17 protein-coding genes are annotated in these 17,109 nt (G+C 63.8%); 11 read left to right on the top strand and 6 right to left on the bottom strand.

Translation table 11 applies throughout. The annotated features are described in order from the left end of the window. Window positions 1–265 precede the first annotated feature (265 nt). Together ACEN42_RS37135 and ACEN42_RS37130 are read left to right on the top strand one after the other, a co-directional pair. A complete protein-coding gene (locus ACEN42_RS37135) occupies window positions 266–1,654 on the top strand; it encodes a spinster family MFS transporter (RefSeq protein ID WP_371882562.1) in 1,389 nt (462 codons plus the stop codon). Continuing rightward, window positions 1,651–1,812: a hypothetical protein gene (locus ACEN42_RS37130; protein ID WP_371882561.1), complete on the top strand. Its 162-nt coding sequence runs from the start codon at window positions 1,651–1,653 to the stop codon at window positions 1,810–1,812. Before ACEN42_RS37135 ends, ACEN42_RS37130 begins: the two co-directional genes overlap by 4 nt. A gap of 16 nt (window positions 1,813–1,828) precedes the next feature. Here the strand turns inward: ACEN42_RS37130 and ACEN42_RS37125 are convergent, their stop codons facing one another. The 4 genes from ACEN42_RS37125 to tauA form a co-directional block, all read right to left on the bottom strand. Further along, window positions 1,829–2,428, bottom strand: a complete 600-nt coding sequence (locus ACEN42_RS37125; protein ID WP_250487248.1) for a TetR/AcrR family transcriptional regulator — start codon at window positions 2,426–2,428, stop codon at window positions 1,829–1,831. A gap of 218 nt (window positions 2,429–2,646) precedes the next feature. After that, on the bottom strand, window positions 2,647–3,552 hold the full coding sequence (locus ACEN42_RS37120) for an ABC transporter permease subunit (protein WP_371882560.1): 906 nt from the start codon (window positions 3,550–3,552) through the stop codon (window positions 2,647–2,649). Then, window positions 3,545–4,363: a taurine ABC transporter ATP-binding protein gene (locus tag ACEN42_RS37115; RefSeq protein ID WP_187603654.1), complete on the bottom strand. Its 819-nt coding sequence runs from the start codon at window positions 4,361–4,363 to the stop codon at window positions 3,545–3,547. The genes ACEN42_RS37120 and ACEN42_RS37115 overlap by 8 nt, the downstream gene beginning before the upstream one ends. A 55-nt stretch (window positions 4,364–4,418) precedes the next feature. Next, window positions 4,419–5,495, bottom strand: coding sequence for a taurine ABC transporter substrate-binding protein (gene tauA / locus ACEN42_RS37110; RefSeq protein ID WP_238289450.1), 1,077 nt, complete (start codon window positions 5,493–5,495; stop codon window positions 4,419–4,421). A 454-nt stretch (window positions 5,496–5,949) separates the two neighbouring features. Between tauA and ACEN42_RS37105 the strand changes: the two genes are divergently transcribed. The 5 genes from ACEN42_RS37105 (at window position 5,950) to ACEN42_RS37085 (ending at window position 10,860) form a co-directional block, all read left to right on the top strand. After that, a complete protein-coding gene (locus ACEN42_RS37105; protein WP_187603656.1) occupies window positions 5,950–6,702 on the top strand; it encodes an SDR family oxidoreductase in 753 nt (250 codons plus the stop codon). A 36-nt stretch (window positions 6,703–6,738) separates the two neighbouring features. After that, a complete protein-coding gene (locus ACEN42_RS37100; RefSeq protein WP_371882559.1) occupies window positions 6,739–7,449 on the top strand; it encodes an SDR family NAD(P)-dependent oxidoreductase in 711 nt (236 codons plus the stop codon). 120 nt (window positions 7,450–7,569) lie between these two features. Then, window positions 7,570–8,184, top strand: coding sequence for an HAD family hydrolase (locus ACEN42_RS37095; protein ID WP_371882558.1), 615 nt, complete (start codon window positions 7,570–7,572; stop codon window positions 8,182–8,184). A 442-nt stretch (window positions 8,185–8,626) separates the two neighbouring features. Then, window positions 8,627–10,297 (top strand): NRAMP family divalent metal transporter, encoded by a 1,671-nt coding sequence (locus ACEN42_RS37090; RefSeq protein WP_371882557.1) that lies wholly within the window; start codon window positions 8,627–8,629, stop codon window positions 10,295–10,297. A 32-nt stretch (window positions 10,298–10,329) separates the two neighbouring features. Beyond that, the gene (locus ACEN42_RS37085; RefSeq protein WP_371882556.1) at window positions 10,330–10,860 is read left to right on the top strand and encodes a hypothetical protein; all 531 of its coding nucleotides are present in this window, start codon (window positions 10,330–10,332) and stop codon (window positions 10,858–10,860) included. Between the two features lie 10 nt (window positions 10,861–10,870). Here the strand turns inward: ACEN42_RS37085 and ACEN42_RS37080 are convergent, their stop codons facing one another. Then, window positions 10,871–11,725, bottom strand: a complete 855-nt coding sequence (locus tag ACEN42_RS37080; protein ID WP_371882555.1) for an SDR family NAD(P)-dependent oxidoreductase — start codon at window positions 11,723–11,725, stop codon at window positions 10,871–10,873. Window positions 11,726–11,931: 206 nt separating this feature from the next. Here ACEN42_RS37080 and ACEN42_RS37075 point away from each other — a divergent pair, with 206 nt between their 5' ends. Further along, on the top strand, window positions 11,932–12,924 hold the full coding sequence (locus ACEN42_RS37075; RefSeq protein ID WP_371882554.1) for a transglutaminase N-terminal domain-containing protein: 993 nt from the start codon (window positions 11,932–11,934) through the stop codon (window positions 12,922–12,924). Between the two features lie 18 nt (window positions 12,925–12,942). Here the strand turns inward: ACEN42_RS37075 and ACEN42_RS37070 are convergent, their stop codons facing one another. Continuing rightward, window positions 12,943–13,854 (bottom strand): LysR substrate-binding domain-containing protein, encoded by a 912-nt coding sequence (locus ACEN42_RS37070; RefSeq protein WP_371882553.1) that lies wholly within the window; start codon window positions 13,852–13,854, stop codon window positions 12,943–12,945. A 108-nt stretch (window positions 13,855–13,962) separates the two neighbouring features. On the opposite strand from ACEN42_RS37070, the gene ACEN42_RS37065 reads away from it, so the two are divergent. From ACEN42_RS37065 to ACEN42_RS37055, 3 genes are read left to right on the top strand one after another with little or no spacing between them, the layout of a single operon-like run. Beyond that, the gene (locus ACEN42_RS37065) at window positions 13,963–15,198 is read left to right on the top strand and encodes a CaiB/BaiF CoA transferase family protein (RefSeq protein ID WP_371882552.1); all 1,236 of its coding nucleotides are present in this window, start codon (window positions 13,963–13,965) and stop codon (window positions 15,196–15,198) included. Further along, window positions 15,191–16,330 carry an acyl-CoA dehydrogenase family protein gene (locus ACEN42_RS37060; RefSeq protein WP_371882551.1) on the top strand — a complete coding sequence of 380 codons (1,140 nt, stop codon included), beginning with the start codon at window positions 15,191–15,193 and terminating at the stop codon, window positions 16,328–16,330. The genes ACEN42_RS37065 and ACEN42_RS37060 overlap by 8 nt, the downstream gene beginning before the upstream one ends. A 21-nt stretch (window positions 16,331–16,351) precedes the next feature. Next, window positions 16,352–17,101, top strand: a complete 750-nt coding sequence (locus tag ACEN42_RS37055) for an electron transfer flavoprotein subunit beta/FixA family protein (protein ID WP_371882550.1) — start codon at window positions 16,352–16,354, stop codon at window positions 17,099–17,101. The last annotated feature ends 8 nt before the right edge of the window (window positions 17,102–17,109 follow it).

Raw genomic sequence — 17,109 nt, 5'->3', positions numbered from 1 at the left:
TTCCTCCCCGCACCGCGATGGTGTCATTTGGGGTTTACACCGACGTCATGCGGCGCATGACGCCAGGCCACAAATCCTCATGGATAACACTCATGGAACATCCTCAAAACACCGCACAAACTATCTAACATTAATTAGGTAAAAGCGTTTTCATCCTGCGTGCCGGCGCTCGCGTCATCCGAGTTGCCTATCGAATGCCCGGCACATCGCCTTGCAGAACTCACGACTTTTGAATGCTCTTACTGGAGGAGAAATGAGAAACGCCATGAACGACATGCCGTCCGACGCCGCCGGCGCCACCGCGCAAACGCCGCTACATCTATCTCGCGATCACGTGATCCATGACAGCGGACGAGCGTGGTATGTGCTCGTGATGCTGACGCTCGCGTATTCCCTCGCATACATCGATCGACAGCTTCTCAATCTGCTGGTCGAACCGATCAAGCGCTCGCTCGTCATCTCCGACACGCAGTTGAGCCTCGTTCAGGGCGTCGCTTTCATTGCCGCGTATCTGGCCGCATCGCCGCTGTTCGGGCGGCTCGTCGATGTGACCAACCGGCGCAATCTTCTCTTGGTCTCCATCTGTCTGTGGTGCGCCTTCACCGCGCTGTGCGGCAATGCGGATACGTATCGAGGGCTGTTCCTCGCGCGCCTGGGCGTCGGCGCTAGCGAAGCGTGCGTATTCCCGCTCGCGCTATCGATGATCGCCGACTGCTTTTCGGCGAAGAAAATGCCGCGCGCGATGAGCATATTCATTCTCGGCCCGATGCTCGGCGGCGGGCTCTCGCTCGTCGCGGGCGGCTTCGTGATCGAATTCGCACGCGCCTTTCATGAACACTTTCCGATCCTCACGCAGTTCCAGACCTGGCAACTCGCGTTCGTCATCATCGGGCTGCCGGGGATGCTCTTTGCGTTGCTGGTGCTGCTCACCGTGCGCGAACCCGCACGCAGCAGCGTGATGAGCGCGCGCGAAGACGAGCGGCAATTCTCGACCGGCGCTTCAGCGAGCTATCTCTGGCAGCGACGCGGGTTTTACGCTCGGATTCTGCTCGGCGTCGGCATGCTTGCGATCGTCGTGCTCGGCATGCCCGCATGGATGCCCACGTACCTGATTCGCACGCACGGCATGCCGGCCTCGCTGGTCGGATTTCGCTTCGGCGGGCTGGTCGTGGTCTTCGGCATTGCGGGCGCGTTGACCGGGCCGTGGGTCGCGCGTCAACTCGAAAAGCGTGGCTATGAAGATGCGCCGCTGCGAACCGCGGCGATCTCCATGATCCCGATGATGCTCTGCTGCGCGAGCATTCCATTCGTACCGGGAACGACCGGTGCGCTGGCTGCGGCGGCCGGCATCGTGTTCTTCTTCAGCCTGCCCACCGGATGCATGGCCGCGGCGTTGCAGCTCGTTGCGCCGAGCCGCATGCGTGGCACTGTCGGCGCGATCTATTCGTTCGTCGCTCAACTCGTTGGCTTCGGCGCGGGCCCGACGCTGATTGCGCTCATCACCGATCGTGTATTCCAGAACCCGAAGATGGTCGGACATTCGATCGCCATCGTGTGCGCGATTGCTTCCGCGGTCGCGGCGTGGCTGCTGATTACCGCGCTGCCGCACTATCGGCGCTTGCTGGCCGAGGAGCGGGCGGCTCAGGTGCGATGAACGAAGGTCTTATCGACGCGATCAACGTTTTCCCGGCCGCGCGCATCGATGATGTGATCGATAGCGTCTTCAACCTCGAAAAGCTCGACGATGTCGCGACGCTCATGCGCATGCTCCGCCCCATTTCGAACGAAGCGGACATGCGCGCCACGGGCTGACGACAGCGGCTCGCGACTAAGCAGCCAGTTCCTTCTTGCGCGCGCGCCGCCGCGGCTTGCCCGGCGGCTGCGCGCCCTCGAAGAACATCGTGATGAACTGATCGACGATTTTTTCGAGCGATCCCTTCTTCGGATCGAACCATGTCTGAACCGAATTGATGAAGCCGAGGACATAGATACGGCTCAGCGCGATATCGATGTCCTCACGCAAAAAACCTTCCGCGCGCAGATCGTCGAAGACGGTGGTCCACAGCCGCTGATGCCGCTCGCGCCGTTTGATCTGACGCTCGCGCACCTGATCCGGCAACTGGCTCAGCAAGCGGCCATGTGCGAGCGCGTAATCGCCGAACTTGATCAGCGCACTCATCTGTCCGATGACCGCCGCCCTGAAGCGGTCTTCGGCGTTAGCGTTCTCGGGCAGCGCGCCGAAGTGCTCGTTGATGTGCTGCACGATGCTGTCGGCGCCGTGCTCCATCACCACATCGACCAGCTCTTCCTTCGACGAAAAGTGATAGTAGATGCTGGCGGCCTCGATGCCGGCCTGATCCGCAATCGAGCGCATCGTCGTCGCCGTGTAGCCCTGCGTTGCAAACGAGCGGGCCGCCAGCCGAAGCAAGGTCTCTCGGGTATCCGCGCTGGGATTTACATTTTTCTTTCGCACGTCTGTTCCTACGTCTCTGTCCAGTTTCCACACCGACTCGCGGGCGCTCATGACGACCTAATGTTCGTTTGAGAGATTACCGCATTTCTTTTGGACGAGCCAGCGCGTTCACAGTACGGAACGCGCCGCGGCAAGAGGCTGGAACACAGACGCATCTTCGGTAGAGTCCGGCTTCAGACCCTCCCTTTCCACGGCACCATCGCTTTCTCCAGATACCGCATCAGCATATCGAAGCACAGCGCGAAGAAGCCGATCACGATGATCCCCATGATCACGACATCGCTTGCCAGAAACTCCGCCGCGTTCAGCACCATGAAGCCGAGGCCGCGCGTCGATGCAACCATCTCCGCCGCCACGAGCGTCGTCCAGCCCACGCCGATCCCGATACGCATCCCCGTGAAAATCTCCGGCAGCGCCGACTTGAGAATCACGTGGATGACGACCTGCGTGCGCGTCGCCCCCATCGAATAGGCCGCGTGAATCTGCTCGATCGATACCGAGCGCACACCCGCGCGCGCGGCGATCGCGAGCGGCGCGAATATCGCGAGATAGATCAGAAAGACTTTCGAGAACTCGCCGATGCCGAACCAGATGATGATGAGCGGCAGATACGCGAGCGGCGGCAGCGGCCGGTAGAACTCGATCGGCGGATCGAACACGCCGCGCGCGTGCCGCGAGACGCCCATCATCACGCCGACGGGAATCGCCGTGACGCAGGCGAGCGCGAACGCGCCGAACACGCGCAACAGGCTCGCGACGATATGTTCGGCGAGCGTCGAGTTGGCGAAGCCTTCGCTCGCCACCGAGATGAACTTCGCGAACACCGCTTGCGGCGACGGCAGGAACAGCGGCTTGATCCAGTGCATGCCGGTGATCAGAAACCAGCCGGCCAGCAGCACGGCGACCGTCGCGACGCTCATCACTAGACTGCTGCCGTAGCCCGGCACGCCGAACGTGTCGCCCGGTTTCACCGGCTTTTTCTTCGACTGCCACGCGGGTCTGCCGGGCGGACGCCGCGATGCGCCTAACTCCCGTTCGATCGCGGGACCGGCCACGGTCATCGATGCTCGCTTATCCATGATGCAACTCCTCGGCGGCGTGATGCGCGGCGCGTTCGTCGCCGTAGATGATGCCGAGCACGCGCTCGCGCATCTCGATGAAATCGGGACTCGACTTGATCGCGCGCGCGTCGCGGGTGGCGAGGAAGCGGCGGTTGAAATCGAGATCGTAGCTATGCGTGATGCGGCCCGGACGCGGCGACATCACGATCAGCCGGCTCGCCAGAAAAAGCGCCTCCTCCACGCTGTGCGTGATGAAGAACAGCATCTTTTGCGTGCGCTGCCAGACGTCGAGCAGCAGCTCCTGAATGGTCTCGCGCGTGAGGGCGTCGAGCGCGGCCATCGGCTCGTCCATCAGCAGCATCGCGGGATCGCAGGTCAGCGCGCGGGCGATGCCCACACGCTGCTGCATGCCGCCCGACAACTGATAGATCATGTGCCTGTGGAAGTCCTGAAGGCCGACCAGCGCGAGGTTGCGTTTCGCGATCTCCTCGCGCTGCGCCTTCGGCACGCCCTGCAGCTTCAGCCCGAAGGTGGCGTTGTCGAGCACGTTGAGCCACGGCAGCAGCGCATGCTTCTGAAACACGACGCCGCGATCGGCGCCCGGTCCTTCCACCGGCCGGCCGTTGAGCAGCATCTCGCCCGACGACGGCGCGATGAAGCCCGCCATCAGCGACAGCAGCGTCGTCTTGCCGCAACCCGACGCACCGAGCGCGACGACGAATTCGCCATCGCCGATGGTGAGATCGATGCCATCGAGCGCATGCACGCGCTCGCCCGGGCGTCGTCCGGGAAACATCACATTGACGTTCTTCACCTGCATGCAACCCATATGTCCTCCCGGACTCGGATGTGGCAAGGGCAAGCGGCGCGTGCCCGGGTCAGGCTCATTTCAGCTTTTCGGCGGCCTCGACGTATTCGGCCGTCACGTACTTCGAATAGTCCGGCAGCACCGCGTTGACCCGCTTCTGCTGCTTCAGGAAGTCCGCCGTGTCCTTCAGCGCGAAGGCCGCGCGGCTCGATGCGCCGCCGCCGAGCCACTGCTTCGACGCCTGCTCCTGCGCCGACGGATAGCCGTACAGCGCGAGCGATTCCGGCACCTCGGCGGGCGTCCCGCCGATCGTCTTCGCGATCGCGGAAGCCTGTTGCGACTGCGCGCTCCACTTCGACGGATCGCTGCGATATTGCTGGTCGATATCGGCAATCGCCTTGACGAACTTCGCCATGAAGTCCTTGTGCGCCTCGCCCCACGCGCGGTCGACCGCGATGCCGTCGAAGGTCGGCTTGCCGAGCTTCGAGAGATCGCCCGACGTGATCAGCACCTTGCCGCTTTTCTTCAGTTGCGAGAGCGCCGGGTCCCATACATAGGCGGCGTCGATGTCGCCACGCTCCCATGCGGCCGCGATCTGGTTCGGCTGCATGTTGAGAATCTTCACGGAAGACGGATCGATGCCCCAGTGCTGCAGCGCAAACATCGTGTGATAGTGCGTCGTCGAAACGAACGGCACGCCGATGGTCTTGCCCTTCAGATCGGCCGGCTTCTCGACGCCCGAGCCGTTGCGCACGATCATCGCCTCGGCCTCGTTGATGTTGTCGAGGATCCAGAAGAGCTGCGCATCCACGCCCTGACTGACGGCGGCGGCGAGCGGACTGGAGCCGATCACGCCGATCTTGACGTCGCCCGAGGCCATCGCGGTCGCCACTTTCGCGCCCGATTCGAACTGGCGCCAGTTGATCTTGTAGCCGGTGGCCTTCGCGATCGAGCCATCCGCGATGCCGACGACCCACGGATCGACGATCTGCTGGTACGCGATCGTCACTTCCTTGTCCTCGGCATGCGCGGTCTGTGCGACGCCCCACGCGCACGCGGCGATCGCAAGCGAGGCCAGCGCGCGCGCCGGCGCGAACGTTCGAAGCAGCTTGCCGGACAGCCTTTTCAAGCCGGAGACGCGGATCGTTTTCATGAGCTTTCCTGGAGAAGTGGAGAATCGGGAACGCCTGCGCGCGACGTTCCCTTTTCCGGTGCAGGCTCGTTGCGCGTGCAGCGAACCGATGCCCGAGTATCCACAGCGAAAAATCCGGAAAGTTAGTGCCAGACGGAACCAATCGTTGGGTCCACATCGGGCGCGCGTTTGCCGGCGCGCCGCCGCCGCGCTTCATTTATGTTGGCGGATCATACATAGCCCGATACGCGTCGCGCGGATCACGTCGGCCTACGACTTCCTTTGTCCTACCTATAATTGTGACGGGCCGTCGCCTTGCGATGGCCCGGTCAAACTTCACATTCTTGGCACTTATGGTCAGGCCAAGATTCTTCGAGAATTGCCTCACGCAATGGGACAGAGGCGAGCACCTTCACGCAAGGCCGCACTCGCCCGGCTCCTCGCATATCCCTCATTTTTCTTCGGGAGATTAGCCATGAAGATCGTCGTAATGGGTGGGTCCGGCCTGATCGGATCGCGTGTCGTGACCCTGCTCAAGGAGGCGGGCCACGAGGCGCTCGCCGCGTCGCCGCGCAGTGGCGTCAACGCCGTTACCGGCGAAGGGCTCAGCGATGCATTCGCCGGAGCCGATGTCGTCGTGGATGTGACGAACGCGCCCTCATGGGAACCGCAAGCGGTGCTCGACTTTTTCAGCACTTCGGAGCGCAACCTCGCGACGGCCGAAAAGGCCGCGGGCGTGCGCCATCACGTCGCGCTCTCCATCGTCGGATGCGACCGCACGCCGGAGAATGCGTATTTCGTCGCCAAGGTCGCGCAGGAAAAGCTCATCGAAGCATCGGGCGTGCCGTATTCGATCGTGCGCGCGACCCAGTTCATGGAGTTCATCGGCGGCATCGCCGATTTCAGCATGGTCGATGGAACCGTGCGACTCGGCGATGGCTTGTTTCAGCCGATCGCCGCCGACGATGTCGCCGGGTTCCTCGCGCAGATCGCGTGCGGCTCGCCGCTGAACGGCATGACCGATATCGCCGGTCCGGACCGCGCTCCCTTCGCGGACATCGTCGGACGTTATCTGAAGTCGGTGGGCGACACGCGCCCGGTTGTCACGGACAGCGAGGCGCGCTACTACGGCGGCCGCGTCGAGGAACAATCGCTCGTGCCGCTCGGCGACGCGCGAATCGGCCGCGTCAGTCTCGAGCAGTGGCTGGCGCAGGCGAAGAAGGCCTGATCCCGGGTTCGTGAACCCTGATTTTTTGAGTGAAGCATGAGCACAACACAAAAGGTCGTCGTCGTCACCGGCGCATCGCAAGGCATTGGCGCCGAAGTCGTCAGGGCATTCAGGAAGCTGGATTATCGAATCGTCGCTACTTCACGTTCGATCGCGCCGTCGGACGATGAGAACATCCTGAGCGTCGCCGGGGATATCGGCGACCCCGCAACCGCCCGCCGCGTCATCGCGGAAGGCGTCGCCCGCTTTGGCCGGATCGATACGCTCGTGAACAACGCGGGCATCTACATCGGAAAGCCCTTCACCGAACACACCGCCGAAGACTATGCCGCCGTGATGCATGTGAACATGGCGGGCTTCTATCACATCACGCAACTCGCGATCGCACAGATGGAAAAACAATCGGGCGGCCATGTGGTGACGGTCACGACCAGCATCGATCACGCGGCGATGAGCGGAATCTATTCGGTGCTGGCGGCGCTGACGAAGGGCGGCCTGAACGCGGCAACGAAGTCGCTGGCGATCGAATACGCGAAGAGGGGCATTCGCGTGAACGCCGTCGCGCCGGGGATCATCAAGACACCGATGCACGCGCACGCAGACCACGAAGCGCTGGGCGCGTTTCATCCGCTTGGACGCATGGGCGAGACGAGCGATATCGCCAGCGCTATCGTCTTTCTCGATTCCGCGCCTTTCGTCACTGGAGAGATTCTTCACGTCGATGGCGGGCAGAGCGCGGGGCGTTGAGATGGGTCTTTCCGGAAGCCGGCGAGACGGCCCCGCGCGAATATTGCGAAGCTAGAATGGGACGACTCACCATCCGACGCCACGCCGCCGGATGGCGTTCCTCTCTCGTGGGGCATCCACATGACAGCACCGATTTCCCTCGTCCTGTTCGATATGGAAGGCGTCCTGTCCCACTACGACCGCGCGGTGCGCGTCGATCATCTGGCGGCGCTTTGCGAAAGACCGTCCGAAGCGGTGCGCGAAGCGATCTGGGGCTCCGGTCTCGAAGCTCGCGCGGATAGCGGTGAAATCGGCGAAGACGCGTATCTCGCGATGCTCGGCGATCTGCTCGACTGCCCGATCAGCCGCGACATGTGGCTGGCATCGCGCCGCGCATCGATCACGCCCAATCTCGATACCATCGATCTGGCGGCGAGCGTCGCGCAAAACCATGCGATCGCGGTGCTGACCAACAACTGCCGTCTGGTTTCCGATCACATCGGTTACCTGAATCCGCCGGTCGCACGGGTGTTCGGACCTCACGTCTATGCGACGGCGTCGTTCGGTTCGGCGAAGCCCTCGGCGCAGGCTTATCTTCGATGTCTCGAACTGCTCGGCGCGCGGGCTTCGGAGACGTTCTTCATCGACGACTCGGATGCGAACGTGAGCGGCGCGCTCGATGCGGGACTGATCGCGTACAAGTTCGTCGATGCCGATGCGCTGGCGGAGGAGTTCAAGCTAAGGAAGTTGATTTAGAACACGTATTTCACGCCTTCACCAAGCAAGCCGAAAGCTACAGCAGGGCCCACCCGAAAGCTTGCGCGCGAAACCACACAAAAGACGTGCCATCCGGGCTTCATTTGCACCAACTGTGTTGACTTCCCTCAAGAAGCGCGCCTACAATTTTTTCATCTTCACGAAGGGGCTGATGCCTTGGACAGCAGCAGTAGTCGATCATCGAACAGATTCGCCGCCTAACCGGCCGGACGTCAGCGCAGCCTTTCCCAAGCCGCCGTCCCGCCAGTAGCGGACGGTGCGCGTCGCAGTAGTTTTCCCCGTGCACCTCTCTTAAGCGCCTCACAGGCGACGCTCACGCGCGCCCGTCTGGTAATTCGCCGCGTCCACGCGCGGCGGCCTGCGCGCGCCCGCTGCAAGCGCGCGTGAACGTGTGCGCAGTCCCAGATTACGGATAACAATAATGTCCACACCATCGAACGTTTCATCGCCAGGCAGCGCCGCGGCCGAACGCAGCGCCGTCCTCGATTCGGCCCATCTCGGCGACATCAAGGGCGCGTTCGGCACCATCGCGCATCACGACACAGCGCCCCGCCGCAACTGGTGGGCGCGCGTGCGGACCCTGCTCGCGATCATCGGCCCGGGTCTCATCGTGATGGTCGGCGATAACGACGCCGGAGCGTTCGGCACCTATACGCAGGCCGGACAGAACTACGGCACCACGCTGCTCTGGACCTTGCTGCTGCTCGTCCCCGTTCTCTTCGTCAATCAGGAGATGGTGCTGCGTCTGGGCGCGGTGACGGGCGTCGGCCACGCCCGGCTGATCTTCGAGCGTTTCGGCAAGTTCTGGGGGGCGTTCAGCGTCATCGATCTGTTTATCCTCAACGCGCTGACCATCGTCACCGAGTTCATCGGCATCACGTTCGCGCTCGATTTTCTGGGCGTCTCGAAGATGGCGGGCGTCTGCATCGCCGCGGCGCTCATCATGGCCGCGGTCAGCACCGGCAACTTCAGGCGTTTCGAGCGCTTCGCTCTCGTGCTTTGCCTGTTGAGCCTGCTGCTGGTTCCCGTGCTCGTGTCCGTGCATCCGCCCGTCGGCCAGATGTCGCGTGACTTCTTCGTGCCGAACTGGCCGGCCCATGCAAAGCTCTCCGACGTGATGCTGCTCGTCATCGGCATCGTCGGAACGACCGTCGCGCCGTGGCAATTGTTCTTCCAGCAGAGCTATGTCGTCGACAAGCGGATCACGCCGCGCTTCATGCAGTACGAGAAAGCCGACTTGTGGATCGGCATCGCCTTCGTGCTGATCGGCGCGGTCGCGATGATCTCGTTCAGCGCCGCGCTATTCGCCGGCCACCCCGAGTCCGGACAGTTCACCGACGCGGGCGGCGTGATCGCGGGGCTAGAGAAGTATGTCGGCCGGACGTCCGCGACCATCTTCGCCGTCGCGCTGCTCGATGCCTGCATCATCGGCGCGGCCGCCGTTTCGCTGTCGACTGCATACGCGATCGGCGATGTCTTCAAGATTCGTCATTCGCTGCATCGCGGCGTGTCCGATGCAAAGGGATTCTATTTCGTCTATTTCGGGATCATCGCGGCGGCGGCGGCACTCGTACTCATCCCCGGAAGTCCGCTGGGCCTGCTCACGGAAGCGGTACAAACCCTCGCCGGCGTGCTGCTCCCGAGCGCGACGGTCTTCCTGCTGCTCCTGTGCAACGACCGCGCCGTGCTCGGTCCCTGGGTCAACTCCGGCGCGCTCAATGTCTTCACCGGCGCGGTGGTGTGGGTGCTGGTGATGCTGTCCATCGTCCTGACGGCGTCGGTCGTGTACCCGGACATCAGCGGCGAAACCATCGGCATGATTCTCGCGGGCGGTACGGTCGTCGCGCTTGCCGGTTATGCGATGATCTTCTTGCTCCGTGCGCGCAAAGGCCGGCACGAAGCGTTCGGCTTCGAATCGAACGTGCAACTGCGGCACTTGCGCGACACGTGGCGCATGCCGCCGCTCGATCAGTTGGAGAGGCCCCGGCTCACGTTGTCGAGCCGGATCTGGATGACCGCCTTGCGTGGCTACCTCGTCATCGCCGTGGGACTCGTCGTCGTCAAGGTCGTGCAGATGATGCTGATGAAGTGACGCGCCGCAATCCCGATATCACAAAGGAAACCATGAGATCACTCGTTCATCGAGCCTGCGGTCATCGCGATAAAAAGCTCGCGCGGATATCGGTGGGCGCGGCCTTGCTGATCGCCGCGCTATCGACCAGCGCGCGCGCCGACGATGCGCAGGATTGCCACGCGGCCGGCGGCTCGCTGCTGACCGGTCGAGCGGTGTCGCCTCCGACGTTCAAGCATGGGATGTTCCGTCACGGCGTGGAGCTATCGCATACGCATCTGCGGATCAAGGGCGATGCCGACGGCAAAACATACGATATCGCGATCGACAACGTCTTCGCGTCGGGCTATCAGAAGAACAGCAAGGGCGTGCCCGCTCCGCTGAACACGATCAAGGTCGGCGACAAGATCGAAGCCTGCGGCATTCCGTACAGCGGCGGCATCCACTGGGTACACAACAATTGCGGGGACACGCCCACGGCGTCCGACCCGAACGGCTGGCTCAAGATCGTTCAGGCGGATGGAAGCGTCGGACCAAACCTCGAGGATGGCCAGAAGTATTGCATCCTCTGGCCGCATCGCTGAAGCGCTTCGCTCAGCGAGGCTGTTCGATGAACGCGTCGAACGCCGCCTTGTAATCCGGATGCCAGCGCGACAAGGCCGGCCGGTTTTCCACGACATCCCCGATGGCCCACAACATGCGGCGCTCGTCGAGCGAGCGCGGCACATCGTTATCCGGACACAGGATGTAGAAATCGCCTGCATCCAGACGCTGCAACATGAAGTCGACGGTCTGCTCGGGCGTCCAGGCCGCGGCGGGCTTTTCCGTCCGATCCCTGCGCGTCAACTCCGTGAAGACGAAGCCGGGAATCAGCAAGTGCGCGCTGATGTTGCACCCGGCCGTGTTGCGCAGTTCGTGTTGCAGCGCTTCAGTGAACGCCTTCAGTCCGGCTTTCGAAACGTTGTACGCCGGATCGCCGGGCGGTGTCGTGATGCCTTGCTTCGAACCGGTATTGATCACGAGCCCCGGACGTCCGCGCCTGATCATGTCGGGAACGAAAACCTGCGTCCCGTGAATGGCGCCCCACAAGTTCACGCCCAGCACGCGCGTCCAGTTCTCGACGGGACCGAAAATAGTGCTGCCCGGCTGAATTCCGGCGTTGTTCATCAGGACGTCGACGCCGCCGAATCGTTCGACGACGGCCGCGTGCAGGCGACGGACATCGTCGATGACGCCGACATCGGTTTCGAATCCGAAGACGTTTTGTGCGCCGCTCGCGCTCACTTGGGCGATGTGCTCCACGGCTTGCGCGATTCGATCGGCATCGCGGTCCGCAATACAGATACGAAGTCCGAGCTCGGCGAACCGCTTCGCCGCAGCGAGACCGATACCCGACGCGCCACCCGTGATGACGGCAACCGCGTCTCTCGTCAGAGCAGAATGAGACATGTGTCGATATCCCTGTTGTGCGCGGGCGCTGGCAAGCGCACCGCGGCGATTCCGGTGAAAACAAGGGTAGCACGCCCGCGCGCGGTACATCGCGCATGCGTCGGCTTTCTGTATGGCGCCATCGGTGGCATCATTGCCGTATCGGCGGACACGTAATGCATCGCCGATGACAACCCGTTCGCGCGGCACTGGCTCGGAGGTCGCACATGTCCGTCTTTCTCGAAGTCGAGCACGTCACAACCTATCGCTACCGCAAGCCTGTCGAGTTCTCTCCGCATCGCGTGATGTTCCGGCCACGCGCCGCGCACGATATCCGCGTGCTGTCGGCGACGCTGGAGGTATCGCCGCACAGCTCGCAGCACTGGATTCACGACGTGTTTTCCAATTCGGTCGCGGTCGTCGAACCCGGTGTGCCCGCCGATGAGTTGCAGCTTCGCGCGCGCTTCGTGATCGAACATTTCGGCGTCAAGAATCTGGAGTTGCCGGTCGTCCCCGAAGCCGAGAATTACCCGTTCCAATACAACGACGAGGACCGGCTCGATCTGGCGTCCTTCCTGCCGCCGCAATATCCCGACGACCAGCCGATGCTGCGCGACTGGGTGACGCAGTTTCTCCCCAGGCGCGGCACCATCCACACGCGCGACATCCTCGCGAACATCAACTCGGCCATCCGCGGCGATTTCCAGTACCAGTCGCGCGACGCGATGGGCACGCAGCGTCCATCCGAAACGCTGAACCGTCGCAGCGGCACCTGCCGGGATTTCGCGTTGCTGATGATCGAGGTGGTGCGCGGACTGGGACTCGCCGCGCGCTTCGTGTCGGGTTATCTGTACGACCGGACGCTCGACACGCCCGCGCCGCCCGCAGTGCGCAACACCGGATTGCAGCAGGGCGCGCGGCAGGTCGAAAGCCGCGATGAGCCGCTCGTCGTCGGCGCGGGCGCGACGCACGCATGGCTGCACGTCTTCCTGCCGGGCGCGGGCTGGGTGCCGTACGACCCGACGAACTCGCTCGTCGGCGGAACCGATCTGATCCGCGTGGCGTACACGCGCAAGCCCGAACAGGCCGCGCCCGTGTCCGGTTCCTGGTTCGGCGACGCGGCGGATTTCATCGGCATGGACGTGAGCGTCGGCGTGCGGCAAATCGAGCGGCCGGCAGAACCGGTGCCGATCGGCGAAAGCGTCTCGAACCAGGCCTGAGGCTCGCGGCTGGTTGCGTCAGCGCCCTGCCCGCGCGCGCATCGATTCGCCGACCGCATCGCGCACACACGCCGACATCCATTCCGATGCGCGCGTGCGCGCCGCCCGCGCGGGCCGCGCGATCACCAGCGGCTGAATCACCGTCGACTCCTGAATCCGGCACTCGACCACGAGCGGCGATTGCGTCGCCGCCGGGCTTTGCGTGATCAGCAACGACACGCCGAGCCCGCTCGCGACCATCGCCCTGACCAGTTCGATCGACGCGGCACGATGAACCACATTCGGCGACAACCCGCATTGCCAGAACGGCGTCATCAGAAAATCGCGGCTCTGCGGCAGGTCGATCAGGATGAAAGGCTCCGCCGCGAGATCGCGAAGCGAGATGGCGCGCTTGCGCTTCGCGAGGCGTGAACCGGCGGGCACGAGCCCGTACGGCCGCAATTGCGCAAGACAGTCGCGCTCGATGTCATCGCCCAGCCCGACGTCGTACATCAGCGCGAAGTCGATCTGTCTCTTGCGCAGCCACGATTCGAGCTGCGGCAAATCGCCTTCGACGAAGCGAACGCGCAGCCGCGGATGACGCTCACGCGCAAGCGCCAGCGCGCGCGGCAGATAGACCGGCGCGATGGTGCGAAAGACGCCGATCTGCACCTCGCCGCCTTCCTCATCGCCGACGTCGTCGGTCGAAAACGCCGCCGCCGATGCCAGCAGTTGCCGCGCTTCCGCGAGCTTGCGCTCGCCGAATTGCGTGAGCGTCATGCGCGTGCCGGCCCCGCGCGTGAACAGCGGATCGTCGAAATGCGCTTCGAGCTCGCGGATCGCAACCGAGATGGACGGCTGCGACACGCTCATCTGGTTCGCCGCCGCGGTCGTGCTGCCGAGTTCCGCGGCGGCGACGAAATAGCGAAGCAGCCTGAGTGACAAAGCCATATGAAAATCGTATAGGCGTTAATTTATTCCGATATTTTATCTAATTACCCGGCGCGACCAGAATCATGACACCGGCCGGCTTTGGCCGGACCTTCAGGAGACGATGTCGTGACTGTGTCCAGGCTGCCGCTCGACGGCATACGCGTGATCGATTTTTCCCGGGTGCTGGCGGGGCCGCTGTGTTCGGCGCTGCTCGGCGATCTCGGCGCCGACGTCATCAAGATCGAGCCGCCGGGCGGCGACGACTATCGCGCGATCGGTCCGTTCGCGCACGGCGAGAGCGGCCTGTTCAGTGCGATGAATCGCAACAAGCGCAGCGTCGTCATCGATCTGAAGACCGAGGACGGGCAGATGCTCGCGCAATCGTTGTGCGCACAGGCGGACGTCGTCGTGGAGAACTTCCGTCCGGGCGTCGCCGGGCGGCTCGGCATCGGCTACGAGACCTTGTCGGCGCGCAATCCGGCGCTCGTCTATGCGAGCGTGTCGGGCTTCGGGCAGACCGGCCCCGAATCGCACCGGCCCGCCTACGACATCATTCTGCAAGCGCTGTGCGGGCTGATGGACGCGACCGGCGCGCCCGACGGCGAACCGACGCTCGTCGGCGATTCCGTGTCCGACGTCGTGAGCGGCATCTTCGCGTCCTGGGGCGTGCTGGCCGCGCTCGTCGCACGCGATCGCACGGGCAAGGGCACGCATGTCGACGTATCGATGTTCGACGCGACGCTGAACCTGACGGCGGCGCTCGTCGCCCGCTATGCGACCACGGGCGTGGCGCAATCGCGCGTCGGCAATCGCCATCCGACATCCGCGCCGTTCGGCGCGTATCGCGCGTCGGACGGTCACTTCGTCGTCGCGGTGCTCAACAACAAGCTGTTCGCCCGCCTCGCCGATGCGATCGACCAGCCCGAACTCGCCGACGACCCGCGCTTCGCGAACGACACCTCGCGCTGCGCGCACGAAGCCGTTCTGCGTGCGTGCATCGAGCGATGGGCAGCGACACGCTCGGTCGCCGACGTCAATACCGCGCTGAGCGCCGCGGGCATTCCCGTCGCGCCGATCCAGAGCATCCGGCAGGCGCTCGACAGCGATCACGCGCGGATGCGCGGCGTGCTCGTCGATACCGTCGCAGCCGATGGATCGACGATGCGCCTGCCCGCGCAGCCGCTCAAATTCTCGGCGTATCCGAACCCACGCACGACGCGCGCGCCGCGCATCGGCGAACACACCGCGTCGGTCCTCGAAGACCTGCTCGGCCTCGACACGACAGCGATCGCCACGCTCGCCGCGTCCGGCGTCGTGCATACCGGCGAACCCGACATCATCCAGGAGAAAGATCTTGCTTAAGCGACTGGGCGTCACCGACGCCGACCTCGAAATCGCGGACGCGATTCGCCGTTTCGCGCAAGCCGAACTCGCGCCGCACGCGGCGCAGGTCGATCGCGAAGAAATCCCGACGACGCGTTATGTCCGCGCACTCGCCGAACTCGGCGTGATGGGCATGAACCTGCCCGAACGCTGGAACGGAATCGGCGCGTCGCCGGCGGCGATCATTCTCGCGCTCGTTGAAATCGCGAAGGCATGCGCGGCCACGTCGTCGATGATCGGCGCGCACTATCTGGCGACCGATTCGATCCTCATCGGCGCATCGGATGAACTGCGCGACCGTTATCTGCCGGACGCCGCGACCGGCGTGAAACTCGGCGCATTCGCGCTGACCGAACCGCAGGCAGGCTCCAATCCCGCGGGCATGACGACGCAAGCCCTGCGCGACGGCGACAGCTATCACATTCGCGGCGTGAAGCACTTCATCTCCAACGCCGACGCGGCGCAGTTCATCGTCGTCTATGCGAAGACCGCGCCCGGTCCGGGCACGCGCGGCATCAGCGCGTTCGTGGTCGATCGCGACACGCCGGGCGTCACCGTCTCGCCGCCGGAAAAGCTGATGGGCATTCACGGCGCGCCCGCGCATGAAGTCGCGCTGGATTGCGTGGTGCCCGCCGCGAACCGGATCGGCGACGAAGGCAGCGGCTTTCGCACCGCGATGAAGGTGCTCGACAACAGCCGTCTCGATGTCGCGGCGACGAGTCTCGGCATTGCCGAAGCGGCATTCGGCGATGCGGTCGAATGGGCGAAACAGCGGCACGTCGGCGGCGAGCCGCTCGCAAGCAAGCAAGGCTTGCAGTGGTCGTTCGCCGACATGAAAACGCGTCTCGAAGCGGCCTGGCTTCTGACGCTTCAGGCCGCCGCGCGCCGCGCCGCCGGTGAATCGTTCACGGAGATGGCGTCGATGGCGAAGCTCTACGCATCGGAGATGGTGTCGTTCGTCACGGACGCCGCATTGCAGGTTCACGGCGGCTATGGCTTCACGCGCGAGATGAGAATCGAGCGCCTCGTGCGTGACGCGCGCATCCTGCGGATCTACGAAGGTTCGTCGGAGATTCAGCGCACTGTCATCGCCCGTTCGCTGTTCGCTTGACACTACATCGGGAGACGAATCGTGAAGGTTCTTGTAGCAGTCAAACGCGTCGTCGACGCGAATGTGAAAGTGGGCGTGAAGTCCGATCGATCCGGCGTCGATATCGCGAACGTGAAGATGTCGATCAATCCGTTCGATGAGATCGCTGTCGAAGCCGCCGTGCGCTTGAAGGAGGCCGGTGTCGCGACCGAAGTGATCGCCGTGTCGTGCGGTGTCGCGCAGTCGCAGGACACGCTGCGCACGGCCCTCGCGATCGGCGCGGACCGCGCGATTCTGGTCGAATCCAGCGCGGAGTTGCAGCCGCTCGCGGTCGCCAAGTTGCTCAAGGCGCTGGTCGACAAGGAGCAGCCGCAACTCGTCATCCTCGGCAAACAGGCCATCGACGACGATTCGAATCAGACCGGCCAGATGCTCGCCGCGCTCGCCGGTATGCCGCAAGCGACGTTCGCTTCAGGCATCGCAGTCGATAACGGCTTCGCGATCGTCGCGCGAGAAGTGGACGGCGGCGCGGAAACTTTGTCGTTGAAGCTGCCCGCCGTCATCACGACCGACCTGCGCCTCAACGAGCCGCGCTACGTCACGCTGCCGAACATCATGAAAGCGAAAAAGAAGCCGCTCGATACGGTTCGGCCCGAAGAACTCGGCGTCGATGTCACGCCGCGCCTGCAAACGCTCAAGGTCACCGAGCCGCCGAAGCGCGCGCCCGGCGTGAAACTGGCCGGCGTGCAGGCGCTGATCGACAAGCTCAAGACCGAAGCCAAGGTCCTTTGACGGAGACA

Origin of the sequence: Caballeronia sp. S22 (genome assembly GCF_964261745.1) — a bacterium.
Taxonomy (GTDB): domain Bacteria; phylum Pseudomonadota; class Gammaproteobacteria; order Burkholderiales; family Burkholderiaceae; genus Caballeronia; species Caballeronia jiangsuensis.
Note: the sequence above shows the minus strand (reverse complement) of the source record. Positions and strands in the feature narration are given on the sequence as shown.

Coding starts and splice junctions, on each gene's coding strand:
- ACEN42_RS37120 (WP_371882560.1), bottom strand. CDS start 3,552: ATGGATAAGCGAGCATCGATGACCGTGGCCGGTCCCGCGATCGAACGG.
- ACEN42_RS37105 (WP_187603656.1), top strand. CDS start 5,950: ATGAAGATCGTCGTAATGGGTGGGTCCGGCCTGATCGGATCGCGTGTC.
- ACEN42_RS37090 (WP_371882557.1), top strand. CDS start 8,627: ATGTCCACACCATCGAACGTTTCATCGCCAGGCAGCGCCGCGGCCGAA.
- ACEN42_RS37080 (WP_371882555.1), bottom strand. CDS start 11,725: ATGTCTCATTCTGCTCTGACGAGAGACGCGGTTGCCGTCATCACGGGT.
- ACEN42_RS37075 (WP_371882554.1), top strand. CDS start 11,932: ATGTCCGTCTTTCTCGAAGTCGAGCACGTCACAACCTATCGCTACCGC.
- ACEN42_RS37070 (WP_371882553.1), bottom strand. CDS start 13,854: ATGGCTTTGTCACTCAGGCTGCTTCGCTATTTCGTCGCCGCCGCGGAA.
- ACEN42_RS37085 (WP_371882556.1), top strand. CDS start 10,330: ATGAGATCACTCGTTCATCGAGCCTGCGGTCATCGCGATAAAAAGCTC.
- tauA (WP_238289450.1), bottom strand. CDS start 5,495: ATGAAAACGATCCGCGTCTCCGGCTTGAAAAGGCTGTCCGGCAAGCTG.
- ACEN42_RS37100 (WP_371882559.1), top strand. CDS start 6,739: ATGAGCACAACACAAAAGGTCGTCGTCGTCACCGGCGCATCGCAAGGC.
- ACEN42_RS37130 (WP_371882561.1), top strand. CDS start 1,651: ATGAACGAAGGTCTTATCGACGCGATCAACGTTTTCCCGGCCGCGCGC.
- ACEN42_RS37095 (WP_371882558.1), top strand. CDS start 7,570: ATGACAGCACCGATTTCCCTCGTCCTGTTCGATATGGAAGGCGTCCTG.
- ACEN42_RS37115 (WP_187603654.1), bottom strand. CDS start 4,363: ATGGGTTGCATGCAGGTGAAGAACGTCAATGTGATGTTTCCCGGACGA.
- ACEN42_RS37135 (WP_371882562.1), top strand. CDS start 266: ATGAACGACATGCCGTCCGACGCCGCCGGCGCCACCGCGCAAACGCCG.